At 74.3% G+C, this 24,161-nt stretch carries 22 protein-coding genes; 9 read left to right on the forward strand and 13 right to left on the reverse strand.

Annotation, left to right across the window (positions count from 1 at the left end; genetic code table 11):
• Nucleotides 1–265: 265 nt before the first annotated feature.
• Nucleotides 266–550, forward strand: coding sequence for a hypothetical protein (locus tag ACGFZF_RS13275; RefSeq protein ID WP_393553767.1), 285 nt, complete (start codon nucleotides 266–268; stop codon nucleotides 548–550).
• Here the strand turns inward: ACGFZF_RS13275 and ACGFZF_RS13280 are convergent.
• The 3 genes from ACGFZF_RS13280 to ACGFZF_RS13290 form a co-directional block, all read right to left on the reverse strand.
• Nucleotides 498–1,262: an SDR family NAD(P)-dependent oxidoreductase gene (locus tag ACGFZF_RS13280; RefSeq protein ID WP_393553769.1), complete on the reverse strand. Its 765-nt coding sequence runs from the start codon at nucleotides 1,260–1,262 to the stop codon at nucleotides 498–500. The genes ACGFZF_RS13275 and ACGFZF_RS13280 overlap by 53 nt on opposite strands.
• A 36-nt stretch (nucleotides 1,263–1,298) precedes the next feature.
• Nucleotides 1,299–2,096: an Fpg/Nei family DNA glycosylase gene (locus tag ACGFZF_RS13285; RefSeq protein ID WP_393553771.1), complete on the reverse strand. Its 798-nt coding sequence runs from the start codon at nucleotides 2,094–2,096 to the stop codon at nucleotides 1,299–1,301.
• A 123-nt stretch (nucleotides 2,097–2,219) separates the two neighbouring features.
• Nucleotides 2,220–2,855 (reverse strand): GNAT family N-acetyltransferase, encoded by a 636-nt coding sequence (locus ACGFZF_RS13290; protein ID WP_393553773.1) that lies wholly within the window; start codon nucleotides 2,853–2,855, stop codon nucleotides 2,220–2,222.
• Nucleotides 2,856–2,966: 111 nt separating this feature from the next.
• On the opposite strand from ACGFZF_RS13290, the gene ACGFZF_RS13295 reads away from it, so the two are divergent.
• Complete coding sequence (locus ACGFZF_RS13295; RefSeq protein WP_393553775.1) at nucleotides 2,967–4,343, forward strand: pyridoxal phosphate-dependent decarboxylase family protein; 1,377 nt, start codon at nucleotides 2,967–2,969, stop codon at nucleotides 4,341–4,343.
• Between the two features lie 66 nt (nucleotides 4,344–4,409).
• On the opposite strand, the gene ACGFZF_RS13300 is transcribed toward ACGFZF_RS13295, so the two are convergent.
• Complete coding sequence (locus ACGFZF_RS13300) at nucleotides 4,410–9,041, reverse strand: DEAD/DEAH box helicase (protein ID WP_393553777.1); 4,632 nt, start codon at nucleotides 9,039–9,041, stop codon at nucleotides 4,410–4,412.
• 121 nt (nucleotides 9,042–9,162) lie between these two features.
• Here ACGFZF_RS13300 and ACGFZF_RS13305 point away from each other — a divergent pair, with 121 nt between their 5' ends.
• The 3 genes from ACGFZF_RS13305 to ACGFZF_RS13315 are packed head-to-tail and all read left to right on the forward strand — an operon-like array spanning nucleotide 9,163 to nucleotide 11,136.
• Nucleotides 9,163–10,011, forward strand: coding sequence for an AraC family transcriptional regulator (locus tag ACGFZF_RS13305; RefSeq protein ID WP_356777484.1), 849 nt, complete (start codon nucleotides 9,163–9,165; stop codon nucleotides 10,009–10,011).
• Between the two features lie 10 nt (nucleotides 10,012–10,021).
• Nucleotides 10,022–10,831 (forward strand): AzlC family ABC transporter permease, encoded by an 810-nt coding sequence (locus ACGFZF_RS13310; RefSeq protein WP_393553779.1) that lies wholly within the window; start codon nucleotides 10,022–10,024, stop codon nucleotides 10,829–10,831.
• A complete protein-coding gene (locus ACGFZF_RS13315) occupies nucleotides 10,828–11,136 on the forward strand; it encodes an AzlD domain-containing protein (protein WP_393553781.1) in 309 nt (102 codons plus the stop codon). Before ACGFZF_RS13310 ends, ACGFZF_RS13315 begins: the two co-directional genes overlap by 4 nt.
• 172 nt (nucleotides 11,137–11,308) lie before the next feature.
• On the opposite strand, the gene ACGFZF_RS13320 is transcribed toward ACGFZF_RS13315, so the two are convergent.
• A complete protein-coding gene (locus tag ACGFZF_RS13320) occupies nucleotides 11,309–12,250 on the reverse strand; it encodes a hypothetical protein (protein ID WP_393553783.1) in 942 nt (313 codons plus the stop codon).
• A 79-nt stretch (nucleotides 12,251–12,329) separates the two neighbouring features.
• Here ACGFZF_RS13320 and ACGFZF_RS13325 point away from each other — a divergent pair, with 79 nt between their 5' ends.
• Both ACGFZF_RS13325 and ACGFZF_RS13330 read left to right on the forward strand, forming a co-directional pair.
• On the forward strand, nucleotides 12,330–12,524 hold the full coding sequence (locus ACGFZF_RS13325) for a DUF3046 domain-containing protein (RefSeq protein ID WP_393553785.1): 195 nt from the start codon (nucleotides 12,330–12,332) through the stop codon (nucleotides 12,522–12,524).
• A 339-nt stretch (nucleotides 12,525–12,863) separates the two neighbouring features.
• Nucleotides 12,864–14,042 (forward strand): AI-2E family transporter, encoded by a 1,179-nt coding sequence (locus tag ACGFZF_RS13330; RefSeq protein ID WP_393554223.1) that lies wholly within the window; start codon nucleotides 12,864–12,866, stop codon nucleotides 14,040–14,042.
• A gap of 96 nt (nucleotides 14,043–14,138) precedes the next feature.
• On the opposite strand, the gene ACGFZF_RS13335 is transcribed toward ACGFZF_RS13330, so the two are convergent.
• From ACGFZF_RS13335 to ACGFZF_RS13355, 5 genes are all read right to left on the reverse strand, one after another.
• On the reverse strand, nucleotides 14,139–16,325 hold the full coding sequence (locus ACGFZF_RS13335) for an MMPL family transporter (RefSeq protein WP_393553787.1): 2,187 nt from the start codon (nucleotides 16,323–16,325) through the stop codon (nucleotides 14,139–14,141).
• 96 nt (nucleotides 16,326–16,421) lie between these two features.
• Nucleotides 16,422–17,216 carry a cytochrome d ubiquinol oxidase subunit II gene (locus ACGFZF_RS13340; RefSeq protein WP_393553789.1) on the reverse strand — a complete coding sequence of 265 codons (795 nt, stop codon included), beginning with the start codon at nucleotides 17,214–17,216 and terminating at the stop codon, nucleotides 16,422–16,424.
• Between the two features lie 10 nt (nucleotides 17,217–17,226).
• A complete protein-coding gene (locus tag ACGFZF_RS13345) occupies nucleotides 17,227–18,513 on the reverse strand; it encodes a cytochrome ubiquinol oxidase subunit I (RefSeq protein WP_393553791.1) in 1,287 nt (428 codons plus the stop codon).
• Nucleotides 18,514–18,819: 306 nt separating this feature from the next.
• Nucleotides 18,820–19,485, reverse strand: coding sequence for a response regulator (locus tag ACGFZF_RS13350; protein ID WP_393553793.1), 666 nt, complete (start codon nucleotides 19,483–19,485; stop codon nucleotides 18,820–18,822).
• Entirely contained in the window at nucleotides 19,482–20,828 is a 1,347-nt protein-coding gene (locus ACGFZF_RS13355) for a sensor histidine kinase (protein WP_393553797.1), read from the reverse strand. Before ACGFZF_RS13355 ends, ACGFZF_RS13350 begins: the two co-directional genes overlap by 4 nt.
• Nucleotides 20,829–21,122: 294 nt before the next feature.
• Here ACGFZF_RS13355 and recA point away from each other — a divergent pair, with 294 nt between their 5' ends.
• The gene (gene recA / locus ACGFZF_RS13360) at nucleotides 21,123–22,256 is read left to right on the forward strand and encodes a recombinase RecA (protein ID WP_393553801.1); all 1,134 of its coding nucleotides are present in this window, start codon (nucleotides 21,123–21,125) and stop codon (nucleotides 22,254–22,256) included.
• 4 nt (nucleotides 22,257–22,260) lie between these two features.
• Entirely contained in the window at nucleotides 22,261–22,827 is a 567-nt protein-coding gene (gene recX / locus ACGFZF_RS13365; RefSeq protein WP_147980010.1) for a recombination regulator RecX, read from the forward strand.
• A 161-nt stretch (nucleotides 22,828–22,988) separates the two neighbouring features.
• On the opposite strand, the gene ACGFZF_RS13370 is transcribed toward recX, so the two are convergent.
• The 3 genes from ACGFZF_RS13370 to ACGFZF_RS13380 all read right to left on the reverse strand — a co-directional run bounded on the left by ACGFZF_RS13370 (nucleotide 22,989) and on the right by ACGFZF_RS13380 (nucleotide 24,140).
• Nucleotides 22,989–23,399 (reverse strand): rhodanese-like domain-containing protein, encoded by a 411-nt coding sequence (locus tag ACGFZF_RS13370; RefSeq protein WP_393553804.1) that lies wholly within the window; start codon nucleotides 23,397–23,399, stop codon nucleotides 22,989–22,991.
• On the reverse strand, nucleotides 23,396–23,944 hold the full coding sequence (locus ACGFZF_RS13375) for a cysteine dioxygenase (protein WP_393554225.1): 549 nt from the start codon (nucleotides 23,942–23,944) through the stop codon (nucleotides 23,396–23,398). Before ACGFZF_RS13375 ends, ACGFZF_RS13370 begins: the two co-directional genes overlap by 4 nt.
• A gap of 109 nt (nucleotides 23,945–24,053) precedes the next feature.
• Nucleotides 24,054–24,140, reverse strand: coding sequence for a putative leader peptide (locus ACGFZF_RS13380; RefSeq protein ID WP_311605579.1), 87 nt, complete (start codon nucleotides 24,138–24,140; stop codon nucleotides 24,054–24,056).
• Nucleotides 24,141–24,161 lie beyond the last annotated feature (21 nt).

Raw genomic sequence — 24,161 nt, forward strand, 5'->3', positions numbered from 1 at the left:
GATTCCGGAATCCCGGAGGTCTCAGGGTGTGTTGCGGCAGGTCAGTGGCTAGTCCGGGACATCACGCCTGGATGTTCCAGGCGGAAAGCGCCTGAGGGTGTCCGAGGGGCGCACGGCGGGCCGGGGTGTCCCGGTCCCGCCGGCGGGGACGCCGGCGGCGGCGTCCGGGCCGGGCGGTCCGTGGGGGCCGTGCGCCCGGTCTGCCCCCCATGCGCCCTCCCGCCGGGTGATACGGCCGGTCTAGCGTCGACCGCAGGAGGCGGCCATGGTACGGCGACGGGTTCCCGCGGTGACGCGCGCACGTGTGGCGGGCGCACTGCTGGCCGGCGGGCTGTGGTGGTGGGCGGTGCTGCGACTGGCGCTGGTTCCGGAGCAGTCCGGGCTGGTCGAGGGGGCGGTCGCGGCCGGTGGCTGGGGGTTGAGTCTGCTGCCGGTGCACGTGACGGCGTCCGCCGCCGCGGGCGGCCGGGGTGGGCGGGGCGTGTCGGACGCCCGGTTCACCACGGCATCGCCACCCCGCCGTTCGGGCGGAGTATCTGACCCGTCGTGAACGACGAGGCGTCGGAGGCGAGGTGGAGGACCGCGTGCGCGATGTCCTCCGGTTCGCCGACCCGGCCCAGGGGGGAGTACCGCACCATGGCCGCCTCCGCCTGCAGCTGTTCGGCCGGCTCGTGCCGGTCGGTCATGGGGGTGCGGATCCAGCCGGGCGCGACCGCGTTGACGCGGATGCCGTGCCGGCCGACCTCGGTGGCCAGGGTCTTCGTCAGCTGCACCACGGCCGCCTTCGCGGCGCTGTAGCAGAGCAGGCCGGTGCCGGCCGAGTCCACCGCTCCCGAGGCCATCGTCACGATCGAGCCCCGCGTCCCGGACGCGATCATCGAGCGGGCCGCCTCCTGGCAGGCGTACAGGACTCCCTTGAAGTTGACCGCGAGGACGCGGTCCAGGTCCTCGTCGCGGGTCTCCAGGACGGTGCTCGTGTGCATGATCCCGGCGACGGCGGCCATGACGTCGAGCGGGCCCGCACGCGTGACGGCGGCGGCGAGCGCGGCGCGGTCGGTGACGTCCAGCGGGTGGAGGCGGGCCCTGCCCCCGTGCCGTGAGACGAGTGAACCGGTCTCCTCCAGGCCCTCGGCGTCACGGTCGGCGCAGTGGACGGTGGCACCCGCCTGGGCGAGGAGCAGGGCGGTGGCGCGGCCGATGCCGCTCGCCGCGCCGGTGACGAAGGCCGTGCGGCCGGTGAGGTCGTACGCCATGAGGGGCATGACGGGACCGTACGACCGGATCTGACGGACCGTCAATCAGTGGGAGGGGCCCTTCTGGCAACCGGGGCACCAGTAGCTGATCCGCTCCAGCTGCCCCGGGGGCTCCGCCCTGCGGACGAGGGTGCCGCACCGCGGACACGGGCGGTTCTCGCGGCCGTAGACGTGCAGGCGCTCCCGGCTCCGGGCCGTCGTCGTCGTCCTGCGGTCGGGCCGGTCCTTGTTCGCCTCCAGCAGGCGGTGGGCCGTGGCCACCAGCCGCTCGGGGACGCCCGGCGGGAGTTCGCCGACCGGGAGCCAGGGCGTCACGCCCGCGAGGAAGGCCAGCTCCACCTTGTAGACATTGCCGATGCCGGCGAGGTTGCGCTGGTCCAGGAGGGCTTCGCCGAGCGGGCGGTCCGGGTCCGCGCCGAGTCTGCGGACCGCCTCGTCGGGGTCCCAGTCCGGGCCGAGGAGGTCAGGACCGAGATGGCCGACGACCTCGGCCTCGTCCGCGGTGCGGAGCAGTTCGAGGACCGGGAGGCGGTAGCCGACGGCGGTGTGCTCGGCGTTGCCGAGGATCGCCCGGATCTGGTGGGCGGGGCCCCCGCGCCAGCGCTCACCCGTGGCGTACACCCGCCACGACCCGTCCATGCGCAGATGGGAGTGGAGGGTCAGACCGCCCTCCATACGGGTCAGCAGGTGCTTGCCGCGCGGGGTGACGTCCAGGACCGTGCGGCCGGTGAGATCGGCCGTGGCGAACCTGGGCACCCGCAGATCGGACCGGGTCAGGACCCGCCCGGCCAGCGCGGAGTCGAGCCGGTGCGCGGCCTTCCAGACGCTGTCTCCCTCGGGCATGGCACCCATGATGCGCGACCGGGCGCACGTGTGGTGCCCGGAGCGGACGGCGGGGACGGCGGGGACGAAGGCCCGAGACGTCCGGAGGACGGGGCCGGGGCGGCCGACGGGTCGCCGGGCGGCTCAGCCGGCGGCGACCGGCTCGTCCCACGACCGGGGACGGGGGAGCGCGGCCCACTCGTCCCGCAGCAGGGCCAGGACGGCGACGTCGTGCCGCCGGCCGCGGTGCAGGCAGGCGGAACGGCGCACCCCCTCCTGGACGAAGCCGGCCTTCGCCAGGACCGCGAGGGCCGCGGTGTTGGTGGTGTGCGTGACGGCCTGGACGCGGTGCATGGGCAGCTCGCCGAAGGCGAGGTCGACCAGGGCGTTCACGGCGTCCGTGCCGTGGCCCCGGCCGCGCCGGCCGGGATCCGTCATCAGCATGATCTCGGCCGTGCCGTCCACCAAGTCCTGGTCGATCAGGGCGATGTGACCGATCGGAGTGCCGTCCGGAAGCAGGACGAGGAAATCGTCGCGGTCGTTGTCGTCCCGGTCGCGCTCGATGCGCTCGCGCACGCCGGACAGGGCGCGCGGCCACATGCCGATCTCGTACGCGGCCACCGGGTCGCTGCGCCAGGTGTGGATCTGCTCCGCGTCGTCGACGTCGAGCGCCGCGAAGGCGATCCCCCGGCCCCGCCAGCAGACCTCCCGAGGCGCTTCCGCGTCCTCCGTGGCCCGGGATTCCCGCTCGCCGGCGTCTTCCGCCACCTTCTCGATCATGGGCGGATGCTACGGGCCACCGGGACCGGCCGACCAGTGGATTCGCGGCACGGGCACGGGCGGGCCGCCGCCGGCTTGCGAGGGCCGGGCGGCCGGACCATAGTCCGAGGTATGGACCCGCGCGAGGCGGCGCTCCGGCAGGCGTACCACCATGGCGTCCGCTGGCTGGCGAGCCTGCCCGACCGCCCTGTACCCGCCCGTGCCACCGTCGACGAGGTCGTCCGCGCGCTCGGTGCCGAACTGCCCGACGGACCCGCCCCGCCCGCCGACGTCGTCGACCTGCTGGCCACCGCCTGCGAGCCGGGGCTCACCGCGTTCCCCGGCGGCCGCTTCTACGGCTTCGTGGTCGGCGGCACCGAGCCGGCCGCCCTCGCCGCCGACTGGCTGGTGAGCGCCTGGGACCAGAACTGCGTGATGCGCGCCGTGACCCCCGCCTACGCGGCGGCCGAGGAGATCGCCGCCGCCTGGCTGCTCGATCTCCTCGGCCTCCCGGACGGTGCCTCCGTCGGGTTCACCACCGGCGCCACGATGGCGAACTTCACCTGCCTCGCCGCCGGGCGGGACGCCGTGCTGCGCCGGGCCGGCTGGGACGCCGCCCGCGACGGCCTCGCCGGTGGCCCACCCGTCCGCGTCCTGGCCGGCGAGTCCCGCCACATGGCCGTCGACCTGGCCCTGCGTTACCTCGGGCTGGGCAGGCCCCGGCTCGTGAGCGCGGACGCCCAGGGACGCATCGACGCGGAAGCCCTGCGCCGTGCCGTCGCGGCGGGCGGGCGAGAACCCACGCTCGTGGTCCTCCAGGCCGGCGACATCCACTCCGGCGCCTTCGATCCCTTCCCCGAGACCGTGCGGGCCGCCCGGGAGGCGGGCGCGTGGGTGCATGTGGACGGCGCGTTCGGACTGTGGGCGGCGGCCTCCCCGCGGTACGCCCACCTGACGGCGGGCTGCGCGGACGCCGACTCCTGGGCGACGGACGCGCACAAGACCCTCAACGTCCCGTACGACTGCGGCCTCGCTCTCGTGCGCGACCCGTCGGCGCTCCGGGCGGCGATGGGGCAGCGCGGCGACTACCTCATCCAGCACGAGCACGGCGATCCGGTCGACAAGGTCCCCGAGCTCTCCCGGCGCGGCAGGGCCTTCACCGTGTGGGCGGCGCTCCGGTCCCTCGGCCGGTCCGGCGTGGCCGACCTCGTCGAGCGGCTGTGCCGCCACGCCTCCGCCTTCGCGTCGGGGATCGCCGGGATCGACGGCGCGAGCGTCCTGAACGACGTCGTCTTCACGCAGGTCTGCGCCGACTTCGGCGGCGACGAGCGGACGGATCGGGTCCTGACCCGGCTGCTCGACGACGGCACGGCCTGGATCAGCGGCTCCACCTGGCACGGGCGGCGCGTGATGCGGATCTCGGTGAGCAACTGGTCGACGACCGACGAGGACGTCGGCCGTACGCTCGCCGCGATCCGGCGCGCGGCCGCCGACGACCGGCCCGGGTGAGGACCGGGCCGGGCGTATGCGGCCCGGGCGTACGCGGCCCGGGCCCCGATCCGGTGGCAGGGGCGGTCACGGGCGCAGGCGGAGACCCCGCGGAGTGGCGTGGAAGCCCGCGGCCTCCAGGGTCTTGGACAGCGGCGAGGTCAGCGCCGCGGCTCCGTTCATCCGCTCCACCGTGACCGTGCCCAGCGAGCCGGCGAGGGCGGCCCCCGCCAGGGCCTCGGCTGCCGCGTGGAGCGTCGGGTCGTCGGGCTCGGTCGGCCAGGACAGCACCGTCTTGCCGCCGCGCTCCATGTACAGCGTCAGCTCGCCGTCGACGAGGACGACCATCGACCCCGCCTTGCGGCCCGGTTTGTGACCCGCCCCGGTCGGCGGCTCCGGCCAGGGCAGAGCGGCGCCGTACGCGTTGGCCGGGTCGGCGGCGGCCAGCACCACCGCCCGCGGACCGGCGCCCGCCTCGGCGCCCCGGTCACGCGCGGTCGCCGCCGCCCGCAGCCGGTCCACGGCACCGTCCATCGCGAACTGGGCCGCGCCCAGTCCCTCCACGACGTATCCGCGGCGCGCCTGCCCGGTGTCCTCGAAGGCCGACAGGATCCGGTACACCGCCGAGAAACCGCCCTCGACGCCCTCGGCGGCCACCGCGCCCCGGGTGACCACGCCGTGCCGGTCCAGGAGCGTCCGGGCCAGGGCGTGCGCGCGAAGCGTCGGCTCCGGCTCCACCGGGGGAAGCAACGACCAGCGGCCGCTGACCGTGGGCGGGCCGGTCCGCGAGGCCGGGCGGGTGGCGCCGACCGTGCCGTACCGGCCGCGCGGCACGGTGCGCTTGGCCCGGTGGGCCGTCGAGCCCGCCGTACGGCCCGAGCCGAGCAGCGCGCGCAGCGGAGCGAGCGTGTCGTTGGTGAGCCGCCCCGACCAGGCCAGGTCCCAGACGGTGTCCGCGAGCTGCGGATCGGTCGCGTCGGGGTGCGTGGTGGCCCGGACCTGGTCGGCGATCTGGCGGAAGAACAGGCCGTATCCGCCGGTCAGGGCCGTCAGGACCGATTCGTGCAGGGCCGTCAGCTCCAGGGGGTGCGGTGGCGGGAGCAGGAGCGGCGCCGCGTCGGCGAGGTAGAGGGAGATCCAGCCGTCCTTGCCGGGCAGCGAGCCGGCTCCCGCCCACAGGACCTCGCCGGTCGTCGTCAGCTCGTCGAGCAGGGCGGCGGAGTAGCCCCCGACCCGGGACGGCAGGACGAGCTTCTCCAGGGCCGAGGCCGGCACCGGGGCACCCTGCAGCTGCTCGATCGCGCGCGCCAGCCCGTCGATCCCCCGCAGTCCGTGCCCGCCCAGGTGCTGCCACTGGGGCAGGAACGTGGCGAGCGCGGCCGGAGGCACCGGCTCCAGTTCGTGCCGCAGGGCGGCCAGGGAGCGCCGGCGCAGCCTGCGCAGCACGGCGGAGTCGCACCACTCCTGGCCGATGCCCGAGGGATGGAACTCGCCCTGGACGACCCGGCCCGACGCGGCGAGGCGCTGCAGCGCGCCGTCCGTGACCGCCGCGCCCAGGCCGAGACTGGCCGCGGCCGCCGAGGAGGTGAACGGTCCGTGCGTACGGGCGTACCGGGCGAGCAGGTCGCCCAGCGGGTCCTTCACCGGCTCGGTGAAGGCCTCCGGCACCCCCACCGGCAGCGCCGTGCCCAGCGCGTCCCGGAGCCGGCCCGCGTCCTCGATCGCCGCCCAGTGCTCGGCGCCGCCGATCCGGACCCGGATGGCCCGGCGGGCCTCGGACAGCTCCCGCGCCCAGCCCGGATCGGCACCCCGCTCCACCAGCTCCGCGTCGGTGAGCGGACCGAGGACCCGCAGCACGTCCGCCACGCCCTCCACGTCCTTGATCCGGCGCTCCTCGGTGAGCCACTGGAGCTCCCGCTCCAGCTCCGCGAGCACGTCCACGTCGAGCAGCTCGCGCAGCTCCGCCTGGCCGAGCAGTTCGGCCAGGAGCCGGGAGTCCAGGGACAGCGCCGCCGCGCGGCGCTCGGCGAGCGGCGAGTCGCCCTCGTAGAGGAACTGGGCGACGTAGCCGAAGAGCAGGGAACGGGCGAACGGGGACGGCTCGGGGGTGGTGACCTCGACCAGGCGGACCCGGCGGGACTCGATGTCCCCCATCAGCTCGGTCAGCCCGGGCACGTCGAAGACGTCCTGCAGGCACTCCCTGACCGCCTCCAGCACGATCGGGAACGAACCGAACTCGCTCGCGACCTGGAGCAGTTGTGCGGCGCGCTGGCGCTGCTGCCAGAGCGGGGTGCGCTTGCCCGGGTTGCGCTTGGGCAGCAGCAGGGCACGCGCGGCGCACTCGCGGAAGCGCGAGGCGAAGAGCGCCGAACCGCCCACCTGGTCGGTGACGATCTGGCCGATCTCGCCCTTGTCGAAGAGGGCGTCGGCCGCGCCGACGGGAGCCTGGTCCGTGTCGTACGTCGGGTCGGACCGCCCGTCCGGCGCCCCGGGGTCGTCGAGGAGGTCCAGCCCCATCAGGTCCGCGTCCGGCAACCGCAGCACGATGCCGTCGTCCGCGTGCATGACCTGGGCGTCCAGGCCGTACCGCTCGGACAGGCGGGCACCGAGCGCGAGCGCCCACGGCGCGTGCACCTGCGCCCCGAAGGGGGAGTGGATGACGATCCGCCAGTCGCCGAGCTCGTCCCGGAACCGCTCGACCAGGATGGTCCGGTCGTCCGGCACGTGACCGCACGCCTGGCGCTGCTCGTCCAGATACGCCAGGACGTTGTCCGCGGCCCAGGCGTCCAGGCCCGCGGCGACCAGCCGCAGGCGCGCGTCCTCGGCCGGGAGGGAACCGACCTCGCGGAGGAACGCGCCCACCGCACGGCCCAGTTCGAGCGGGCGGCCCAGCTGGTCGCCCTTCCAGAAGGGCAACCGGCCCGGTACGCCCGGCGCGGGGGAGACCAGGACCCGGTCCCGCGTGATGTCCTCGATGCGCCAGGTGGTCGTCCCCAGCGTGAAGACGTCCCCGACCCGGGACTCGTACACCATCTCCTCGTCGAGCTCGCCGACCCGGCCGCCGCCCTTCTTCGGGTCCGCGCCGGCCAGGAAGACGCCGAAAAGCCCCCGGTCCGGGATCGTGCCGCCCGAGGTGACGGCGAGCCGCTGCGCGCCCGGCCGCCCGGTGACCGTCCCGGTGACCCGGTCCCACACCACCCGCGGGCGCAGCTCGGCGAACGCGTCCGAGGGATAGCGGCCGGCCAGCATGTCCAGGACGGCGGTGAACGCCGACTCCGGCAGCGAGGCGAACGGCGCCGCCCGCCGCACGGTCGCCAGCAGGTCGTCCACCTGCCAGCTGTCCAGCGCGACCATCGCCACCAGCTGCTGCGCGAGGACGTCCAGAGGGTTGGCCGGGATCCGCATCGACTCGATGGCACCGCTGCGCATCCGCTCGGTGACCACGGCCGCCTGCACCAGGTCACCGCGGTACTTGGGGAAGACCACGCCCGTGGACACGGCGCCGACCTGGTGTCCGGCGCGGCCCACCCGCTGGAGGCCGGAGGCGACCGAGGGCGGTGACTCGACCTGGACCACCAGGTCCACCGCGCCCATGTCGATGCCCAGCTCCAGGCTCGAGGTGGCGACCACGGCCGGCAGCCGGCCGGCCTTCAGGTCCTCCTCGACCTGGGCGCGCTGCTCCTTGGAGACCGAGCCGTGGTGCGCCCGGGCGAGCAGCGGCGGCGCGCCCCGGGCGGCACCGGACTGGGCCATGACCTCGGCCGGCGGCGGGCCCTCGGGCATCGCCTCGCCGGTGGCCCGCTCGTACGCGATCTCGTTGAGGCGGTTGCACAGGCGCTCCGCGAGCCGGCGCGAGTTGGCGAACACGATCGTGGAGCGGTGGGCCTGGACGAGGTCGGCGATCCGCTCCTCGACCTGCGGCCAGATCGACGGCCGGTCGCCGCCCTCCCGCCCTTCGGACGCCGGCGAACCGCCCAGCTCGCCCATGTCCTCCACCGGCACGACCACCGACAGGTCGAACTCCTTGCCCGACGGCGGCTGGACGATCTCGACCCGGCGCTGCGGGGAGAGGTAGCGGGCCACCTCGTCCACCGGCCGGACCGTCGCCGACAGGCCGATCCGGCGGGCCGGGCGCGGCAGCAACTCGTCGAGCCGCTCCAGCGACAGCGCGAGGTGCGCGCCCCGCTTGCTCCCGGCGACGGCGTGGACCTCGTCCAGGATCACCGTCTCGATGCCCGACAGCGCGTCGCGGGTGGCCGACGTCAGCATCAGGAACAGCGACTCGGGGGTGGTGATCAGGATGTCCGGCGGCTTGGTGGCCAGCGCCCGCCGCTCCGCGGGCGGGGTGTCGCCGGAGCGGATGCCCACCTTCACGTCCGGCTCGGGCCGCCCGAGCCGGACCGACTCCTGACGGATCCCGGTCAGCGGGGAGCGCAGGTTGCGCTCGACGTCCACCGCGAGGGCCTTCAGCGGCGAGACGTACAGCACCCGGCAGCGCTTCCTGGGATCGGCGGGCGGGGGCGTCGAGGCGAGCCGGTCCAGGGACGCCAGGAACGCGGCGAGGGTCTTGCCCGAGCCGGTCGGCGCCACGACGAGCACGTCCGAGCCCGCGCCGATCGCCTGCCAGGCCCCCTCCTGCGCCGCCGTGGGCGCGGTGAAGGCCCCCGTGAACCAGCCGCGGGTCGCGGGGGAGAAGGCGTCGAGCGCGGACGTGACCATGCCCTCCATCGTGCACCCCGGCACTGACAACCGCCGGGACCCCGGGAGAACCCGCGGCCGGCGCGGATGCCCCGGGGACGCCCGGGCCGCCCGCGCCGGGCGCCTGGCGCAGAATGGGGGCATGGCGACAGGGGAGCGGGCACGGTACTGGCAGTACCCCGAGCTGCCCGGAGTCGACCTGCTGCACGCCCACTACGTCCGCAAGGCCTTCGCCCGGCACACCCACGAGACCTTCGTCTTCGCGGCGATCACCGAGGGCGTCGAGGCGTTCCACTACCGCGACGACCTGGTGTACGCGGGCCCCGGGCAGATCGCCCTGGTCAACCCCGACACCTCGCACACCGGGCACGCGGGGGTGCCCGAGGGCTGGACGTACCGCACGATCTACCCCGACGCCGGGCTGATCCGGTCGATCGCCGCCGACACCCTCGCGCTGCGCGGCGACGTCGGGTTCACCGACCCCGTCGTGGACGACCCGTACGCCGCCCAGCTCGTCGTCGGCGTCCACCGGGCCGCGGAGGAGGGCAACGCCCTCGCCGCCGACAGCCTGCTGCGGCTGGTCACGGCACGGATGCTGCGCAGCCACGGGGGCCGGGTCGGCACCCCGCTCGCGCCCCGCTCGGCCGGCGCCCGCAACGCGGCACGCGCACGTGCCGTCCTGGAAGCCCGCATGACCGACCCGCCGACCCTGGAGCAGCTCGCCGCCGACCTCGGGACCAGCCCGTTCGCGCTGCTGCGGGCCTTCCGGGACGCCTACGGGATGCCGCCGCACACCTGGCTGACCGACGCCCGCGTGCGCCGGGCGCGGCGGCTCCTGGACGCGGGGACGGCACCGGCCGAGGCGGCCGTCGCCGTCGGATTCACCGACCAGCCACACCTCACCCGGCACTTCGCGCGGAGCGTCGGCGTCCCGCCGGGGGCGTACCAGCGCGCAAGAACGTACAAGACCGCGGGCCGCCGGGACCCGTAACGTCCCTGACGTGGCAGAACAGACAGCTCCCCCCGTCATACGGGCCGACGCCGCCCCCGCCAAGGCGGACGCGGCGGTCGTACGCGACGCCCTGGGCGTCGGCGTCGCCGTCGGACTCTCCGGCTTCGCCTTCGGCGTGACCTCCGCCGGGTCCGGTCTCACCCTCCTCCAGACCTGCGTGCTCAGCCTGCTCGTCTTCACCGGCGCCTCGCAGTTCGCGCTGGTGGGGGCGCTCGCCTCGGGCGGGAACCCGTTCACGGCGGCCGCCGGCGCGTTCTTCCTGGGAACCCGCAACGCCTTCTACGGGCTGCGCCTCTCGCAGCTGCTGGCGCTGCCCCGCGCCGTCAAGCCGTTCGCCGCGCACTGGGTGATCGACGAGACCGCCGCGGTGGCCCTGGCGCAGCCGAGCCGGCGGGCCGTGCGGCTCGGCTTCACGGTCACCGGACTCACGCTCTACCTGCTGTGGAACCTGACCACCTTCCTCGGCGCGCTCGGCGCCGAGGCCATCGGCGACACCAGCGCCTGGGGACTCGACGCGGCCGGGCCCGCCACCTTCCTGGCGCTGCTGGCGCCCATGCTCCGCACCGCCACCGAGCGCACCACCGCCGGGCTCGCGGTGCTGCTCGGCCTCGGGCTGCTGCCGGTGCTGCCGGCCGGGGTCCCGGTGCTCGCGGCGGCGCTCGCCGCGCCCGCCGTGCTCTGGGTGCAGGGGCGCCGCGCCGCCGCGGCCGACGACGCCACCGCCGGGGACACGGCGGATCCCGCGCCCCGCGCGGAGGCCGCCCGTCAGCCCGTCGAGGACCAGGAGGACACCCGATGAACGTCTGGATCGCGATCGCCCTCACCGCCGTCGGCTGCTACGGGGTCAAGCTGCTGGGCCTGCTGGTCCCGGCCGGCGCCCTGGAGCGGCCCGTCGTCCAGCGGCTGGCGGCCCTGCTGCCCGTCGCCCTGCTGGCGGCGCTCACCGCCCAGCAGACCTTCAGCGCCGACGGCGCGCTGGTGCTGGACGCCCGGGCCGCGGGACTCGCGGCGGCGGCCGTGGCGCTGATCCTGCGCGCGCCTTTTCTGATCGTGGTCGCCGCGGCGGTGGTGGTCACGGCGGGCGTCCGGGCGCTCGGCGGCTGAGCGAGGCCGCACGGGGCGGTGCCCCGCGCGCGTCTCGGTGCCAGGAGCACGTCCCGCACCCGCGGCACCACCCGTCGCCGGGCGGCGCGGCGCCGAGGCCACGCTCGCCCGCCGTGGCCGCCCTGTCCGCTCCGCTCGGCCCACTCGGCACCGGCACCGGCCGGCCCGGAGGTCACTCGATCCGGCGGCCATGGGCGCGCAGCGTCCGCAACGCCTCGATCGTCACGATCGGTCGCGCCTCCAGCGCCGTGCCGGGGGCCCACTGCCGCCAGGCGACCGGCCAGCCCCCGTCCTCCTCCTGCGCGGCGGCGAGATGGTCCAGCGACCGGCGCATCTCCTCGTCCGTGAACCACCTCCGGGCCAGCGAGTCGGGGACGCGCGCGTAGTCGTACGGATAGTGGTGCTCGCCCGGCGCGTACCCGGGCGACACCGGGAAGTCGTCGAGGCGGTCCGGGTCCAGGACCGCGAGCCCCTGCTCCCGGACCATGCGTCCGAGCCGGTCGCCGGCCGCCTGCGCCCGCGACCGGTCGGGGACCCCGTCCAGGAAGGCGACCGCGGCCTCGACCTCGTACGGGTGCGACTTCTCCAGCGACTCGACCACGGCCCAGCAGAACTCCGTGGCGCGGAACAGCCAGGCGTGCCACACCTGGTTGCGGTGCAGCAGCCCCACGACCGGCGCGGTGGACAGCAGCGCCGCCGGCGGGTCGTCGACGACCGGGACGAACGGCGCGGCCGGATAGCCGCGCTGGGACGGGTGCACCGCGGGCAGCGCGCCCTCGTGCGTCGAGATGTCGGTGAGATAGCGGCAGATCCGCTCGACCCGCAGCCCGCCGCAGCGGCCGATGGAGTCCAGCACCCGCAACGCGTGCCCGGTGTGCAGCGGCTGGCTCACCGGGCCCCGCAGATCGGGTTCGAGGGCGTGGCCGTAGCCGCCGTCCTCGTTGAGGTACGCCGCGAGGGCGACCTCGACCGGTTCCGCGCCGCCGCGCAGGAAGTGGTAGGCGAAGCGGCGTTGTTCGAGGACGCGGGCCGTCAGCCAGACGAAGTGCTCGGCGCGCGCGAGGGGAGTCGCGTGCGGAGCCGCGGGCGAGGCCGCGAGAGGAGTTCCAGCCATGGTCCGACGGTAGGCCGCACGGAGCGTGTGACAAGCGTTACGGACCGGGCTGCACTCTTGGGAGCGGGATACTGGGGGCATGCGGTTGACGATTTTCTGGGAACGGATGGCGGACCACTTCGGGGCGCCCTACGCCGAGTCCTTCGCGCGGGACCATGTGATGTCCGAGCTGGGAGGCCGTACGGTGCACGAGGCGCTGGACGCCGGCTGGGAGGCGAAGGACGTCTGGCGGGCGGTCTGTTCGGCCGTCGGCGTCCCCGCGGACAGGCGCTGAGACCGGCCCACGCGGCCGGGCGAGTCGCCCCCGCGCCGGCGTGGCCGAGCCGGGCATCCCGCCGCGGGCCCGCCCACGGCGGGACGGAACGTCCGCGCGGTGCGCGAGACTGGCGTGGTGGCACCGACTGACGAGACCGACGAGACCGGCGACAACGAAGACACGACCCGTGAGCCGACGCCCACGGGCCACCCGGTGAACGGCCGGGCGGAGGGGGCGACCGGACGGAGAGCCTCCGTGGTGCCCTCGGCCGCCGCCGCGTCCGAGACGACCGCCGCCCCGGGACCGCTCGCGTCCCCCGCCGGGGCACCCGGCGCGACCGGCGCCGCCACGGCGCGGATGCCCCGCTGGCTGCCCCGCGCCCTGGTGCTCGCCCTCACGCTCTACGCGTGCTTCCAGTTGGGCAGCTGGGCCTTCCACCAGCTCGTCGGTCTGCTCGTCAACATCCTGCTGGCCTTCTTCCTCGCGCTCGCCATGGAGCCGGCCGTGGGACGCATGGCGGCCCGCGGCATGCGCCGTGGCCTCGCCACCTTCCTCGTCTTCCTCGCCGTGATCATCGTCAGCGTCGGCTTCGTCGTGCTGCTCGGCTCGATGCTCGCGGGCCAGATCGTCGACATGGTCGAGAACTTCCCCAAGTACCTCGACTCGGTGATCAACTGGATCAACCAGACCTTCCACACCGACCTCTCCCGGGTCGAGGTCCAGGACAGCGTGCTGCGCTCCGACTGGCTGCGGAAGTACGTCCAGAACAGCGCGACCGGAGTCCTGGACGTCTCCGCCACCGTCCTCGGCGGCCTGTTCAAGCTGCTGACGATCTTCCTGTTCTCGTTCTACTTCGCGGCGGACGGGCCCCGGCTGCGCCGCGCCCTCTGCTCCGTCCTGCCGCCGGCCCGCCAGACCGAGGTGCTGCGCGCCTGGGAGATCGCCGTCGACAAGACCGGCGGCTACCTCTACTCCCGCGGCCTGATGGCCCTCATCTCCGGCGTCGCGCACTTCGTCCTGCTGGAGATCCTCGGGGTGCCGTACGCGCCCGCGCTCGCGGTGTGGGTCGGTCTGGTCTCACAGTTCATCCCGACCATCGGCACGTACCTCGCGGGCGCGCTGCCGATGCTGATCGCGTTCACCGTGAACCCCTGGTACGCGCTGTGGGTGCTGATCTTCGTGGTCGTCTACCAGCAGTTCGAGAACTACATGCTCCAGCCGAAGCTGACCTCCAAGACCGTGGACATCCACCCGGCGGTCGCCTTCGGCTCGGTGATCGCGGGGACGGCGCTGCTCGGCGCCGTCGGCGCGCTGATCGCGATCCCCGCCGTCGCCACCCTGCAGGCGTTCCTCGGCGCCTACGTGAAGCGGTACGACGTGACCGACGACCCGCGCGTCCACGGCCACCGGCGGTACGGGGAGGCGGTGGTCGCCCGGCTGCAGAAGGCCCTGCACCACAAGCGGGAGCAGGGGCAGGCGGCCCCGGACGCCGAGGGGCCGGCCGAGCCGCCCGGGTCCCCGAGGGGCGGCGCCTGACCTCTCGGCGGGCCGGACTCGCGGGCCCGGCGGCGGGCCGGTCCCCGGCCGCCGGATCTCCCGGTGGCCGGTCCCGCCGTGCCGGATCCCCCGCGCTCAGTCCCGCTCCAGGCGCACCTCCGGAAGGATCCGGCGCAGCGGCGCCGGGAGCCACCAGGCACGGCGGCCGAGGAGCTGCATCACCGCCGGCACGATCAGGCAGCGGATGACGACGGCGTCGAGCAGGATCGCCACCGCCAGTCCGAGCCCGAACTGCTGCAGCATCCGGTCGGGGCTGAGCACGAAGGCCGCGAACACCACGATCATGATCGCCGCGGCGGCGGTGATGACCCGGCCGGTCGCCGCCAGTCCCTCGCGGACCGCCTCCTGCGGGTCCCGGGTGCGCTGCCACTCCTCGTGGATGCGGGAGAGCAGGAAGACCTCGTAGTCCATCGAGAGCCCGAAGACGATCGCGAAGATCATCACGGGGATGAACGCCTCGATCGGGCCGGGCTGCACCCCGAACCAGCCGTGCTGGAAGACCAGGGTGATCACGCCCAGCGCCGCCCCGATGCTCACCAGGTTCAGCAGCGCGGCCTTGACCGGGATCAGGACGGACCGGAAGACCAGGAGCAGCAGCACGGCCGAGAGCCCGACGACGAGCGAGACGAAGAGCGGCATCCGGGCGGAGACGGTGGAGGCGAAGTCCTCGGTCGCCGCCGTGGGGCCGCCGACCAGCAGATCGGCGCCGCTGGTCCGCTCCAGCGGGGGCAGCACCTCCGCGCGCAACCGGTCGACCAGCTCCGAGGTCGCCTCGGCCTGCGGGGCCGAGTCGGGGAAGGCGATCACGGTCGCGACGGCGGGATCCCCGGCCGGGAGCGGAGGTGTCGTCGCCGCGATGCCGTCGGTCGCGTCCAGCAGTCGCCGCAGCTCCCCGGCGGTGTCGGACACGGCCGCGCCCGCGTCCCCGCCGGTGCCGGGGGTCGCGCCACCGTCCACGACCACGACCAGCGGTCCGCTGAAGCCGGGACCGAAGCCCTCGGCCAGCAGGTCGTACGCCTGCCGACTGGACTTCGCCGGGGCGTCGTTGCCCGCGTCGGCGAAGCCGAGACGCATGTCGAGAGCCGGCGCGGCCAGGGCCCCCAGGGCTGCCAGGGAGAGCAGCAGGGCCGCCCACGGCCGACGCTGCACCCCCGCCGCCCAGCGCCGCCAGCCCGCGCCCTCGACCCGGCCGGCCCGCGCCGCCCGCCGGGCGACCTGCCGCCGGATCCGCCGGCCGAAGAGGCCCAGCAGCGCCGGGAGCAGGGTGAGGGACGCGGCCATGGTGACGAGGACGGTCAGGGCGACGGCGAGCGCGACGCCCTGCAGCGAGCCGAGACCCAGGGCGACCAGCCCGGTCAGCGCGATGATCACCGTGCAGCCGGCGAAGAAGACGGTCCGGCCCGCGGCGTCGAGCGCGGTGCGGGCGGCCTGCTCGGGCTCCGCGCCCGCCAGCAGCTCTCCGCGGTAGCGGGAGAAGATCAGCAGGGCGTAGTCGATGCCCACGCCGAGACCGACCAGCATCATGATCGGCGGCGTGAAGTCCGCGACGTCCGCCAGGTGCGAGGCGAGGGCGATCAGGCCGATCGAGGCGGCGACCGCGAACACCGCGGTGATCACCGGCAGGCTCGCCGCGACCAGCGAGCCGAACAGGAAGACCAGGATGACCAGGGCGCCCAGCATGCCCGCGCCCTCCGCCGCCCCTCCGCCGCCCTCCTCGGCGCCACGGGCCGCGTCGCCGCCGACGGCGGCCACCAGGCCGTCGCCCTGGGCCGCGCGCACGGTCTCGACGACCTTCAGGACCTGGGCCCGGTCGGTGTTCTCCGCCTCTTCGTCGAGCGTGACGGTGGCGTAGCCCACGGTCCCGTCCCGCGAGACCGCGGCCTCGTCCTCGTAGGGACTGCGGACGTCCGTCACACCGGGCAGCAGCGCCACCCGGTCGAGGAGCCCGTCCACGCGCGATGTGACCGTGGCGTCGCGTATCCCCCGCGCGTCCTTGACGACGACCTGCAGGGTCGCGTCGGTCCGGCCGGAGCCGTGCCGCTCCAGGACGGTCCGGGCCGCCTGCGCATCGGTCCCGGGAAGCGAGAAGTCGTTGTGGTACGCGCTGCCCACGGCGGTCGACGCGCCGGTCGCCGCGACCACCACCACGATCCAGAGCAGCACCGCCGTCCAGCGGCGGCGGTACGAGAGGGCGGCCAGCCGCTCGAAGACGCTGCCGCGCCGACGGGTGACCGGGGGATCGCTGTCCCGCGTGACGGTCATGATCGTTTCTCCTGTCGAGAGGCCCGGTGCGAGCCGGGAAGGGGCAGGGGTGGCGGTTGAGGGATGCGGGACGGCGGACGCGGAAGCGGACGGCGGTCAGAGGTAGGAGGGGCCGGTCACCCGCCGCCGGAAGGCGATCCAGGTCCACACCTGGGCGGCGACCAGGAAAGGGGTGACGACCAGCAGCGCGGGGACGAGCAGGGCGAGCGTGCCGGGGTCCGCCGCTCGCTCGGCGAGCGGGAGGGTGCCGCCGGCGACCAGCGGGAGCGCACCGAGGAGGACGGCGGTGAGGGCGAACGACTGCCAGGGGCCGTTCCGTCCCACCAGCAGCCGGGCCCGCTCGTAGGGCGGTCCGGTCAGCCGCAGCGTCGCGAAGCCCAGCCCGTGCACGGCGAACAGGGCGGCGACCGCGAGGGCGACGAGGACACCCGCCGGGCCGCCGACCGGCTCGTACGGCGCCCCGGTCAGCAGCGCGGCGAGCAGCAGCCCCACCGAGAGCGCGACGGTCCAGCTGCCGCCCACCACCGCCGCGTCGCACAGCGCGCGCCGGCGGCGTCCCCCGTCCCCGCTCACGCGGCCGCGCGACCACAGCCCCGTGTCCCGGACGACCCAGCCGGCCAGCAGGGCGACGAGCACGGGGTACTGGCCCGCCAGCAACTCCCCTTCGAGCATGGGAAAGCAACCGGCGAGCACGCCGGCGGTGGCGATCAGCCAGACCTCGTTGCCCAGGAAGAACGGCGCGAAGGACGCGATGACCAGGCGCCTTTCGTGCGCGGTCCGGCCCAGGTACGGCAGGAGCATCCCGGTGCCGAGATCGGAGCCTCCGAGGATGAACCAGCCGGTGGCGAAGAAGGCCGGCAGGACGACGGCGAGAGTGTCGGGAAAGAGCACGGTCCGCTCCTCAGTAGCGCGTGGCGGGCAGGGCGGCGACCGGGTCCTCGGTGACGGCCCGGTCGTCGTGGCCGAGCCCCGAGTCGACCGGGCCGCGGCGCGCGTGCCGGGCCAGCAGCCAGGCGTTGAGGACCAGGAGCAGCACGAAGAGCGTGGTGAAGACGGCCAGCGAGATCCGCATCGTGGCCGGGGAGAGATCGGAGACCGCGTCCTCGGTCCTCAGCAGTCCGTGGACCACCCAGGGCTGACGGCCGGCCTCACGGAAGACCCAGCCGCCGATCATCGCGAGATACGGCAGGGGCACCGCGGCCATCAGGGCGAGATGCCAGAGCCGGAAGCGGAGGACGGCCTTCTTGAAGCAGGCCAGGATCACTCCGGCGAAGGTGAGGTACATCATCAGCGCGAAGCAGAGGAGCATGACCAGGCCCGCGCCCCGGGTCCACGCCTCGGAGGGGACGTAGTCGCCGGGGCCGTAGCGCGCGGCCATGTCCGCCTGCACGCGTGCGATCTCGGCGGTCTTCCCGCCGAAGACGGCCGACTTCATGGGCTGGAACGTGCTCAGCGCGGAGAACTGGAGGCCGCCGAAGACGGCGGTGACCATCAGCGCGGGGAAGGCGAGGAACACCCCGACGCGGAGGCTCCGTCCGAAGAACGCCCCTTCGGCCGTCCGCCGGAACAGGTGGTAGGCGCTGACCCCGGCCATGAAGAAGCCGGCGGTGAGCAGGGCCCCGGCGAGGACGTGCCCGAAGGCCAGCAGCGCGGACGGATTCGTCAGCACGGCCACCGGATCGTCGAGGACGAGCTCGCCGTCCTCGACGATCCGGTGGCCGACGGGGTGGTTGAGGAAGCCGTTGGAGACGAGGATCCAGTACGCCGAGAGGTACGCGGTGAGCGTCACGACCCAGATCGTCGCGAGATGGGCCCACCGTCCGAGCCGGTTCCAGCCGAAGATCCACAGGCCGAGGAAGGTCGACTCGACGAAGAACGCCACGATCGTCTCGACCGCGAGCGAGGCGCCGAGCACGTTGCCCGCCTCGTGCGTGAGCCCGCTCCAGCTCATGCCGAACTGGAACTCCATCACGATGCCGGTGACGATCCCGACCGCGTAGTTGATCACGTACAGCTGTCCCCAGAAGCGGACCATGCGCGCGTGCAGCGGCTTCCGCCCGATCGTCGCCACGGTCTGGAGCACGGCGACGACGGTCGCCAGCCCGAGGGTGAGGGCGACGAAGAGGAAGTGGCCGCCCGCCGTCAGGGCGAACTGGAGCCGGGCGAGGTCGAGTACTTCTGGATTCACCCGGCCAGCGTCGGCGTACGCCTGCGGTCACCGCGTCGCCCGCCGGTGGACAACCGGCGTACCCCCTCGGTTGCGCCGCTCACCGAGGCCGTACCCCCGGAGTTGCGGGCGGACGGCGGCACCCCCTAGGGGGCGTCTTGCCGATCTTGCGGGGATCGCGGTGTCCTGCGACGCCCACCGCGGATTACGGCACCTCGCTGCGTTGTCGGATCGCCCGAATACGCCCAGTATGAGAGCGGCCCTCCGCCTTGCGATGCACCGCATCCGACGCCGTGCGCCAACCCACCGCGGATTACGGGACAGCCCTTAGCCGAGCCAGCCCGGTGTGATCATCCCCGACTCGTACGCGAGGATCACCAGTTGGGCCCGGTCCCGGACGTCGAGCTTGGTCATGATCCGGCTGACGTGCGTCTTGGCGGTCGCCGGGGACAGGACGAGCCGGCGCGCGATCTCGTCGTTGGAGAGCCCCGCCCCCACCAGGCCCATCACCTCACGTTCCCGTTCGGTCAACGCGTTCAGGCGCGGGCTCGGGTCCGGCTGCCGGGTACGGCCGGCGAACTCCGCGATCAGGCGGCGGGTGACGGCCGGGGCGATGAGCGCGTCGCCGCGCGCCACCACCCGTACGCCGTGCAGCAGTTCCATCGGCTCGGTGTCCTTCACCAGGAAACCGGAGGCCCCCGCGCGCAGGGCGCCGTACACGTAGTCGTCGATGTCGAAGGTGGTCAGGATGACCACCCGGACCCCTTCCAGCCGGGCGTCGCCGGTGATGCGTCGGGTGGCCTCCAGACCGTCCAGGCCGGGCATCCGGATGTCCATCAGGACCACGTCCGGACGCAGTTCGCGTGCGAGCGCGATGGCCTGCTCCCCGTCGCCGGCCTCCCCGACCACCTCGATGTCGTCCTCGTCGGCCAGGATCGAGCGGAACCCCGCGCGGACCAGGGTCTGGTCGTCGGCCAGTACGACACGGATCATCGGGGGTCCCCCTGGGGCGTGGTGGGCGGGTCGGTGGGGCCGGACGGGCCGGTGGAGCCGGTGGAGCCGGGCGGCGGAGGCGAGGGCGACGGTCCGTCGGAGCGGGTGGAGCCGGGCGGGACGGACGGGCCGGGTGCCCGCAGGGGGGCGTGGCCGGTATCGGCGAGCGGCAGCCGGGCGTCGACCAGGAAGCCGTCGGCGGTGTTCCGGGCGGTCAGATCGCCGCCGAAGGCCCGGGCCCGCTCCGCCATCCCGCGGATGCCGCTGCCCAGCGGCGACTCCTCCGGCGCGCCCTCCCCGTCGTCCGCGATCCGCAGCCGCAGCTCGCGCGGGCCCCAGTCCAGCGTGACGAGCGCGGTCCGCGCCCCCGCGTGCCGGGTGACGTTGGTCAGTGACTCCTGCACGATCCGGTACGCGGCGAGATCGAGCGGCGGAGCCAGCGCGGCGGGGGTGCCCGCCACCGCCGTGCGGACGTCGAGGCCGGTGCTCCGGGCCCGCTCCACCAGCTCGCCGAGCAGCGCGAGGCCCGAGGTCGGCGAGGTCGGGGCGGCCTCGTCGGCGCGCCGCAGCAGTCCGAGGGTCGCCCGCAGCTCACGCAGCGCGTCCTTGCTGGTGGCCTTCACCGCCTGCAGCGCCTCCTCGGCGGCGGCCAGGGCGACGTCGGGCTCCGGCCCCTTGCCCAGCCGGTGCAGGACGGCGCCGGACTGGACGTTGATGAGCGAGATGCTGTGCCCGAGCACGTCGTGCAGCTCCCGGGCGATCCGCAGACGCTCCTCGGTGGCGCTCTGCCGGGCACGCGCCTCCTGCTCCCGCTCGGCGGCGAGCGCCCGCTGCTCCACCTCGTGCAGATAGGCGAGCCGGGTGCGCTGGGCGCGGCCGACGGCGACCAGGCTGATCAGCCAGCCGGACAGCATCGCGAGCGAGGTGTCGTCGATCTGGCGGTGCCCCGGCTGCTGGCGCAGCTCGCCGAGGCCGACGGCGAGCAGGGTGGCCGCGGCCAGGGCGACGGCGGCGGCGAACCGGCCCTCGGCGGCCAGCGTGTAGAGGGCGAGCGCGAAGGTGATCATCAGCGGCCCGTCCTGGGCCGACACCGGGTAGTAGACCGCGCAGGCCAGCAGGGTCACGACGGCCACCGCGACGGGCCACCGGCGGCGGAAGCACAGCGCCCCGCAGCCGATCGCGATCACGATCCAGCCGACGGCCGTCCGCGCCGTCGGCTCGTCCGTGTACCGCGCCGCGACCAGGGTCCAGATCACCACGACGAGGGTGACGACCAGCGCCACGACGGCGTCGGTGACCCGCGGGGACGGGCGCCCGTCACGGACGCGGAAGGGGAGGGGCATGCCAGGAAGGATAGGTGTCGCCGGACCGTGTGCACCGTGCGGGAACCGGCGGGAGGAGGGCCTCGCGGCGGTCCGCGGACCGGCCGGGAGGGGGGTCGCGCGGGGCCGGTGCCGTCGGCGTGGTGCGCTTGACACCGAAATCGAACATCCATTCTTATGGGGTTCCGGCCCTTGGAATCACGGGGTTGTGGCCGAGTTGTCCACAGGTCGGAGAGACGCCGAGGCCCATTGTCAGTGGCAGGGGATAGCGTCTTTCACATGAAGCGATCGACTCAAGCAAACCGGGTGGAACCCATGGCAGGAACCGACCGCGAGAAGGCGCTCGAAGCCGCGCTCGCACAGATTGAACGGCAATTCGGCAAGGGTGCCGTCATGCGCATGGGTGACCGTACCCAGGAGCCGATCGAGGTGATCTCCACCGGTTCGACCGCCCTGGACATCGCCCTCGGCGTCGGCGGCCTGCCGCGCGGCCGTGTGGTGGAGATCTACGGACCGGAGTCGTCCGGTAAGACCACCCTGACCCTGCACGCCGTCGCCAACGCCCAGAAGGCCGGCGGCCAGGTCGCCTTCGTGGACGCCGAGCACGCCCTCGACCCCGAGTACGCCAAGAAGCTCGGCGTCGACATCGACAACCTCATCCTGTCCCAGCCGGACAACGGCGAGCAGGCCCTCGAGATCGTCGACATGCTGGTCCGCTCCGGGGCCCTCGACCTGATCGTCATCGACTCCGTCGCCGCGCTCGTCCCGCGCGCGGAGATCGAGGGCGAGATGGGCGACTCGCACGTCGGCCTCCAGGCCCGCCTGATGAGCCAGGCCCTGCGGAAGATCACCAGTGCGCTGAACCAGTCCAAGACCACCGCGATCTTCATCAACCAGCTCCGCGAGAAGATCGGCGTCATGTTCGGCTCGCCGGAGACCACGACCGGTGGCCGCGCGCTGAAGTTCTACGCCTCCGTGCGTCTGGACATCCGCCGCATCGAGACCCTCAAGGACGGCACGGACGCGGTCGGCAACCGCACCCGCGTCAAGGTCGTCAAGAACAAGGTCGCGCCGCCGTTCAAGCAGGCCGAGTTCGACATCCTCTACGGCCAGGGCATCAGCCGCGAGGGCGGCCTGATCGACATGGGCGTGGAGCACGGCTTCGTCCGCAAGGCCGGTGCCTGGTACACCTACGAGGGCGACCAGCTCGGCCAGGGCAAGGAGAACGCCCGTAACTTCCTGAAGGACAACCCCGATCTCGCCGACGAGATCGAGAGGAAGATCAAGGAGAAGCTGGGCGTCGGAGTGCGGCCGGAGGCAGCCGCGGCCGAGCCGGGCGCGGAGGCCGCGGGTGCCGCGACCGCCACGGACGAGGCGGCCAAGGCCGTCCCCGCCACGGCGGTCAAGGCCACCAAGGCGACCAAGGCGGCCCCGGCGGCCAAGAGCTGACACGGTGACCCGGCGTACCGAATGGCCGGGCGACAGCCCCGACTCGTCGAGGGCCGAGAAGGAGCTGTCGCCCCAGGATCCGGCTGAGCGGGCGCGGGCGATCTGCCTGCGCCTGCTCACCGGGACTCCACGCACCCGCAAGCAGCTCGCCGACGCCCTGCGGAAGCGGGAGATCCCCGACGAGGTCTCGGAGGAGGTCCTCTCCCGCTTCGAGGACGTGGGGCTGATCGACGACGCCGCCTTCGCCGATGCCTGGGTGGAGTCCCGGCACCACGGCCGGGGCCTGGCCCGCCGCGCCCTGGCCCGGGAGCTGCGGACCAAGGGAGTCGACCCCTCGCTGATCCAGGAGGCGGTGGGGCAGCTCGACTCCGAGCAGGAGGAGATCACCGCGCGCGAGCTCGTCGACCGCAAGCTCCGCGCCACCCGCGGCCTGGAACGGGACCGCCGTCTGCGACGCCTCGCGGGCATGCTCGCCCGCAAGGGCTACCCCGAGGGCATGGCCCTGCGGGTGGTCCGGCAGGCGCTGGAGGAGGAGGGCGAGGACACGGAGGGGCTGGACGAGCCCTTCTAGGAGGTGTCCGGGATCCACGAGACCCGGGGGTCCGGCCGCACCGCGCCCGTACGGTCGGCTCCGAAGCGGAACCGACCTGCCCCCCCGGCACCCCGGACCCGTGCGCCCTCGCCGACTCCGGCCGCGGCCCCGACCCCGCTCCCGTGACCGTGCCGGCGGAGCTACTCCCGGTTCGCCCGGGGCAGCAGGACCGGCAGGCCCGCCGCCTTCCATGCCTGGAAGCCGCCGATCACGTCCGTCGCCCGGTGCAGGCCCAGCTGCCGCAGCGAGGCGGCGGCCAGCGAGGACGCGTAGCCCTCGTTGCAGAAGACCACCACCCGCAGGTCGTGACTGTCCGCCTCCGGGGCGCGGTGGCTGCCGAGCGGGTCGAGCCGCCACTCCAGCTCGTTGCGTTCCACGATCAGCGCGCCCGGGATCAGTCCGTCCCTCTCGCGCAGCGCCGCGTAGCGGGTGTCGACCAGGAGCGCGTCACCCGCCTCGTACTCCTTGTGCGCCTCACGGGCCCCGATCCGGTCCAGGCCGGACCTGACCCGCTCCAACAGCTCGTCGATGCCCACGCGTTCGTCGCTCACTGCCAGTCCTCCGGTCGCTCGACCTGCTCCAGACGGAGTACCGCGCCCGAGCGGCTGAAGCGCCGGATCAGCGGGAGCGGCGGATAGTACGCGTGCACCGACACGGCGTGGGTGTCGCGGGACTCGTTGAGCACCTCGTGCACGTGGTGCCGGCCGAACGCGCGCCCCTTGCCGGCCGTCAGTTCACGCCGCCGGTCGACGTCGTCGGCCAGTTCCAGGGTCTTCCAGCCGCTCGCGGGCAGGCGCACCGCCAGCGAGTTCTCCTTCAGCGCGCCGCGAGCGGTGGTGAAGGCGCCGTGCGACTCGGCGTGGTCGTGCCAGCCGGTGCCGGTGCCGGGCGGCCAGCCGATCAGCCAGGCCTCGCTGCCGCCGGGTCCGTCGAGCCGCACCCAGGTGCGGCCCTCCGGATCGAGGGGCAGCGAGTCGATCAACGTGGTGTCCGCCGCCGTGCGGCGGACGAAGTCGAGGAGGTCGGCGGCGGTGGGTTCGGTGGCGACAGGGGAGGGCTCGGCGGCGTGCGGGACCACGGAGGCGTGCGCGGACACGGAGACGTGCTGGGACACGGAGGACCGTCCTGGAAGTTCGCGGGAGAGGCGCGCGGTGCCGCCGACGAGCCGACGACGGCGTGGCGGAGCGCGCGAGGGAAGGGCGAATTCAGCAGGACGGGCGACACACGCAGCCCGCGTAGCGGACGAGGTCCATATGGACCCTCCGCCACAGGCGCACATCGGTGTCGGTCACGCTCCGGAGTACACCATGAGC

It is taken from the genome of Streptomyces sp. NPDC048338, assembly GCF_043201055.1.
Classification (GTDB): Bacteria; Actinomycetota; Actinomycetes; order Streptomycetales; family Streptomycetaceae; genus Streptomyces.

Coding starts and splice junctions, on each gene's coding strand:
- ACGFZF_RS13275 (WP_393553767.1), top strand. CDS start 266: ATGGTACGGCGACGGGTTCCCGCGGTGACGCGCGCACGTGTGGCGGGC.
- ACGFZF_RS13280 (WP_393553769.1), bottom strand. CDS start 1,262: ATGCCCCTCATGGCGTACGACCTCACCGGCCGCACGGCCTTCGTCACC.
- ACGFZF_RS13285 (WP_393553771.1), bottom strand. CDS start 2,096: ATGCCCGAGGGAGACAGCGTCTGGAAGGCCGCGCACCGGCTCGACTCC.
- ACGFZF_RS13290 (WP_393553773.1), bottom strand. CDS start 2,855: ATGATCGAGAAGGTGGCGGAAGACGCCGGCGAGCGGGAATCCCGGGCC.
- ACGFZF_RS13295 (WP_393553775.1), top strand. CDS start 2,967: ATGGACCCGCGCGAGGCGGCGCTCCGGCAGGCGTACCACCATGGCGTC.
- ACGFZF_RS13300 (WP_393553777.1), bottom strand. CDS start 9,041: ATGGTCACGTCCGCGCTCGACGCCTTCTCCCCCGCGACCCGCGGCTGG.
- ACGFZF_RS13305 (WP_356777484.1), top strand. CDS start 9,163: ATGGCGACAGGGGAGCGGGCACGGTACTGGCAGTACCCCGAGCTGCCC.
- ACGFZF_RS13315 (WP_393553781.1), top strand. CDS start 10,828: ATGAACGTCTGGATCGCGATCGCCCTCACCGCCGTCGGCTGCTACGGG.
- ACGFZF_RS13320 (WP_393553783.1), bottom strand. CDS start 12,250: ATGGCTGGAACTCCTCTCGCGGCCTCGCCCGCGGCTCCGCACGCGACT.
- ACGFZF_RS13325 (WP_393553785.1), top strand. CDS start 12,330: ATGCGGTTGACGATTTTCTGGGAACGGATGGCGGACCACTTCGGGGCG.
- ACGFZF_RS13330 (WP_393554223.1), top strand. CDS start 12,864: ATGCCCCGCTGGCTGCCCCGCGCCCTGGTGCTCGCCCTCACGCTCTAC.
- ACGFZF_RS13335 (WP_393553787.1), bottom strand. CDS start 16,325: ATGACCGTCACGCGGGACAGCGATCCCCCGGTCACCCGTCGGCGCGGC.
- ACGFZF_RS13350 (WP_393553793.1), bottom strand. CDS start 19,485: ATGATCCGTGTCGTACTGGCCGACGACCAGACCCTGGTCCGCGCGGGG.
- ACGFZF_RS13355 (WP_393553797.1), bottom strand. CDS start 20,828: ATGCCCCTCCCCTTCCGCGTCCGTGACGGGCGCCCGTCCCCGCGGGTC.
- recA (WP_393553801.1), top strand. CDS start 21,123: ATGGCAGGAACCGACCGCGAGAAGGCGCTCGAAGCCGCGCTCGCACAG.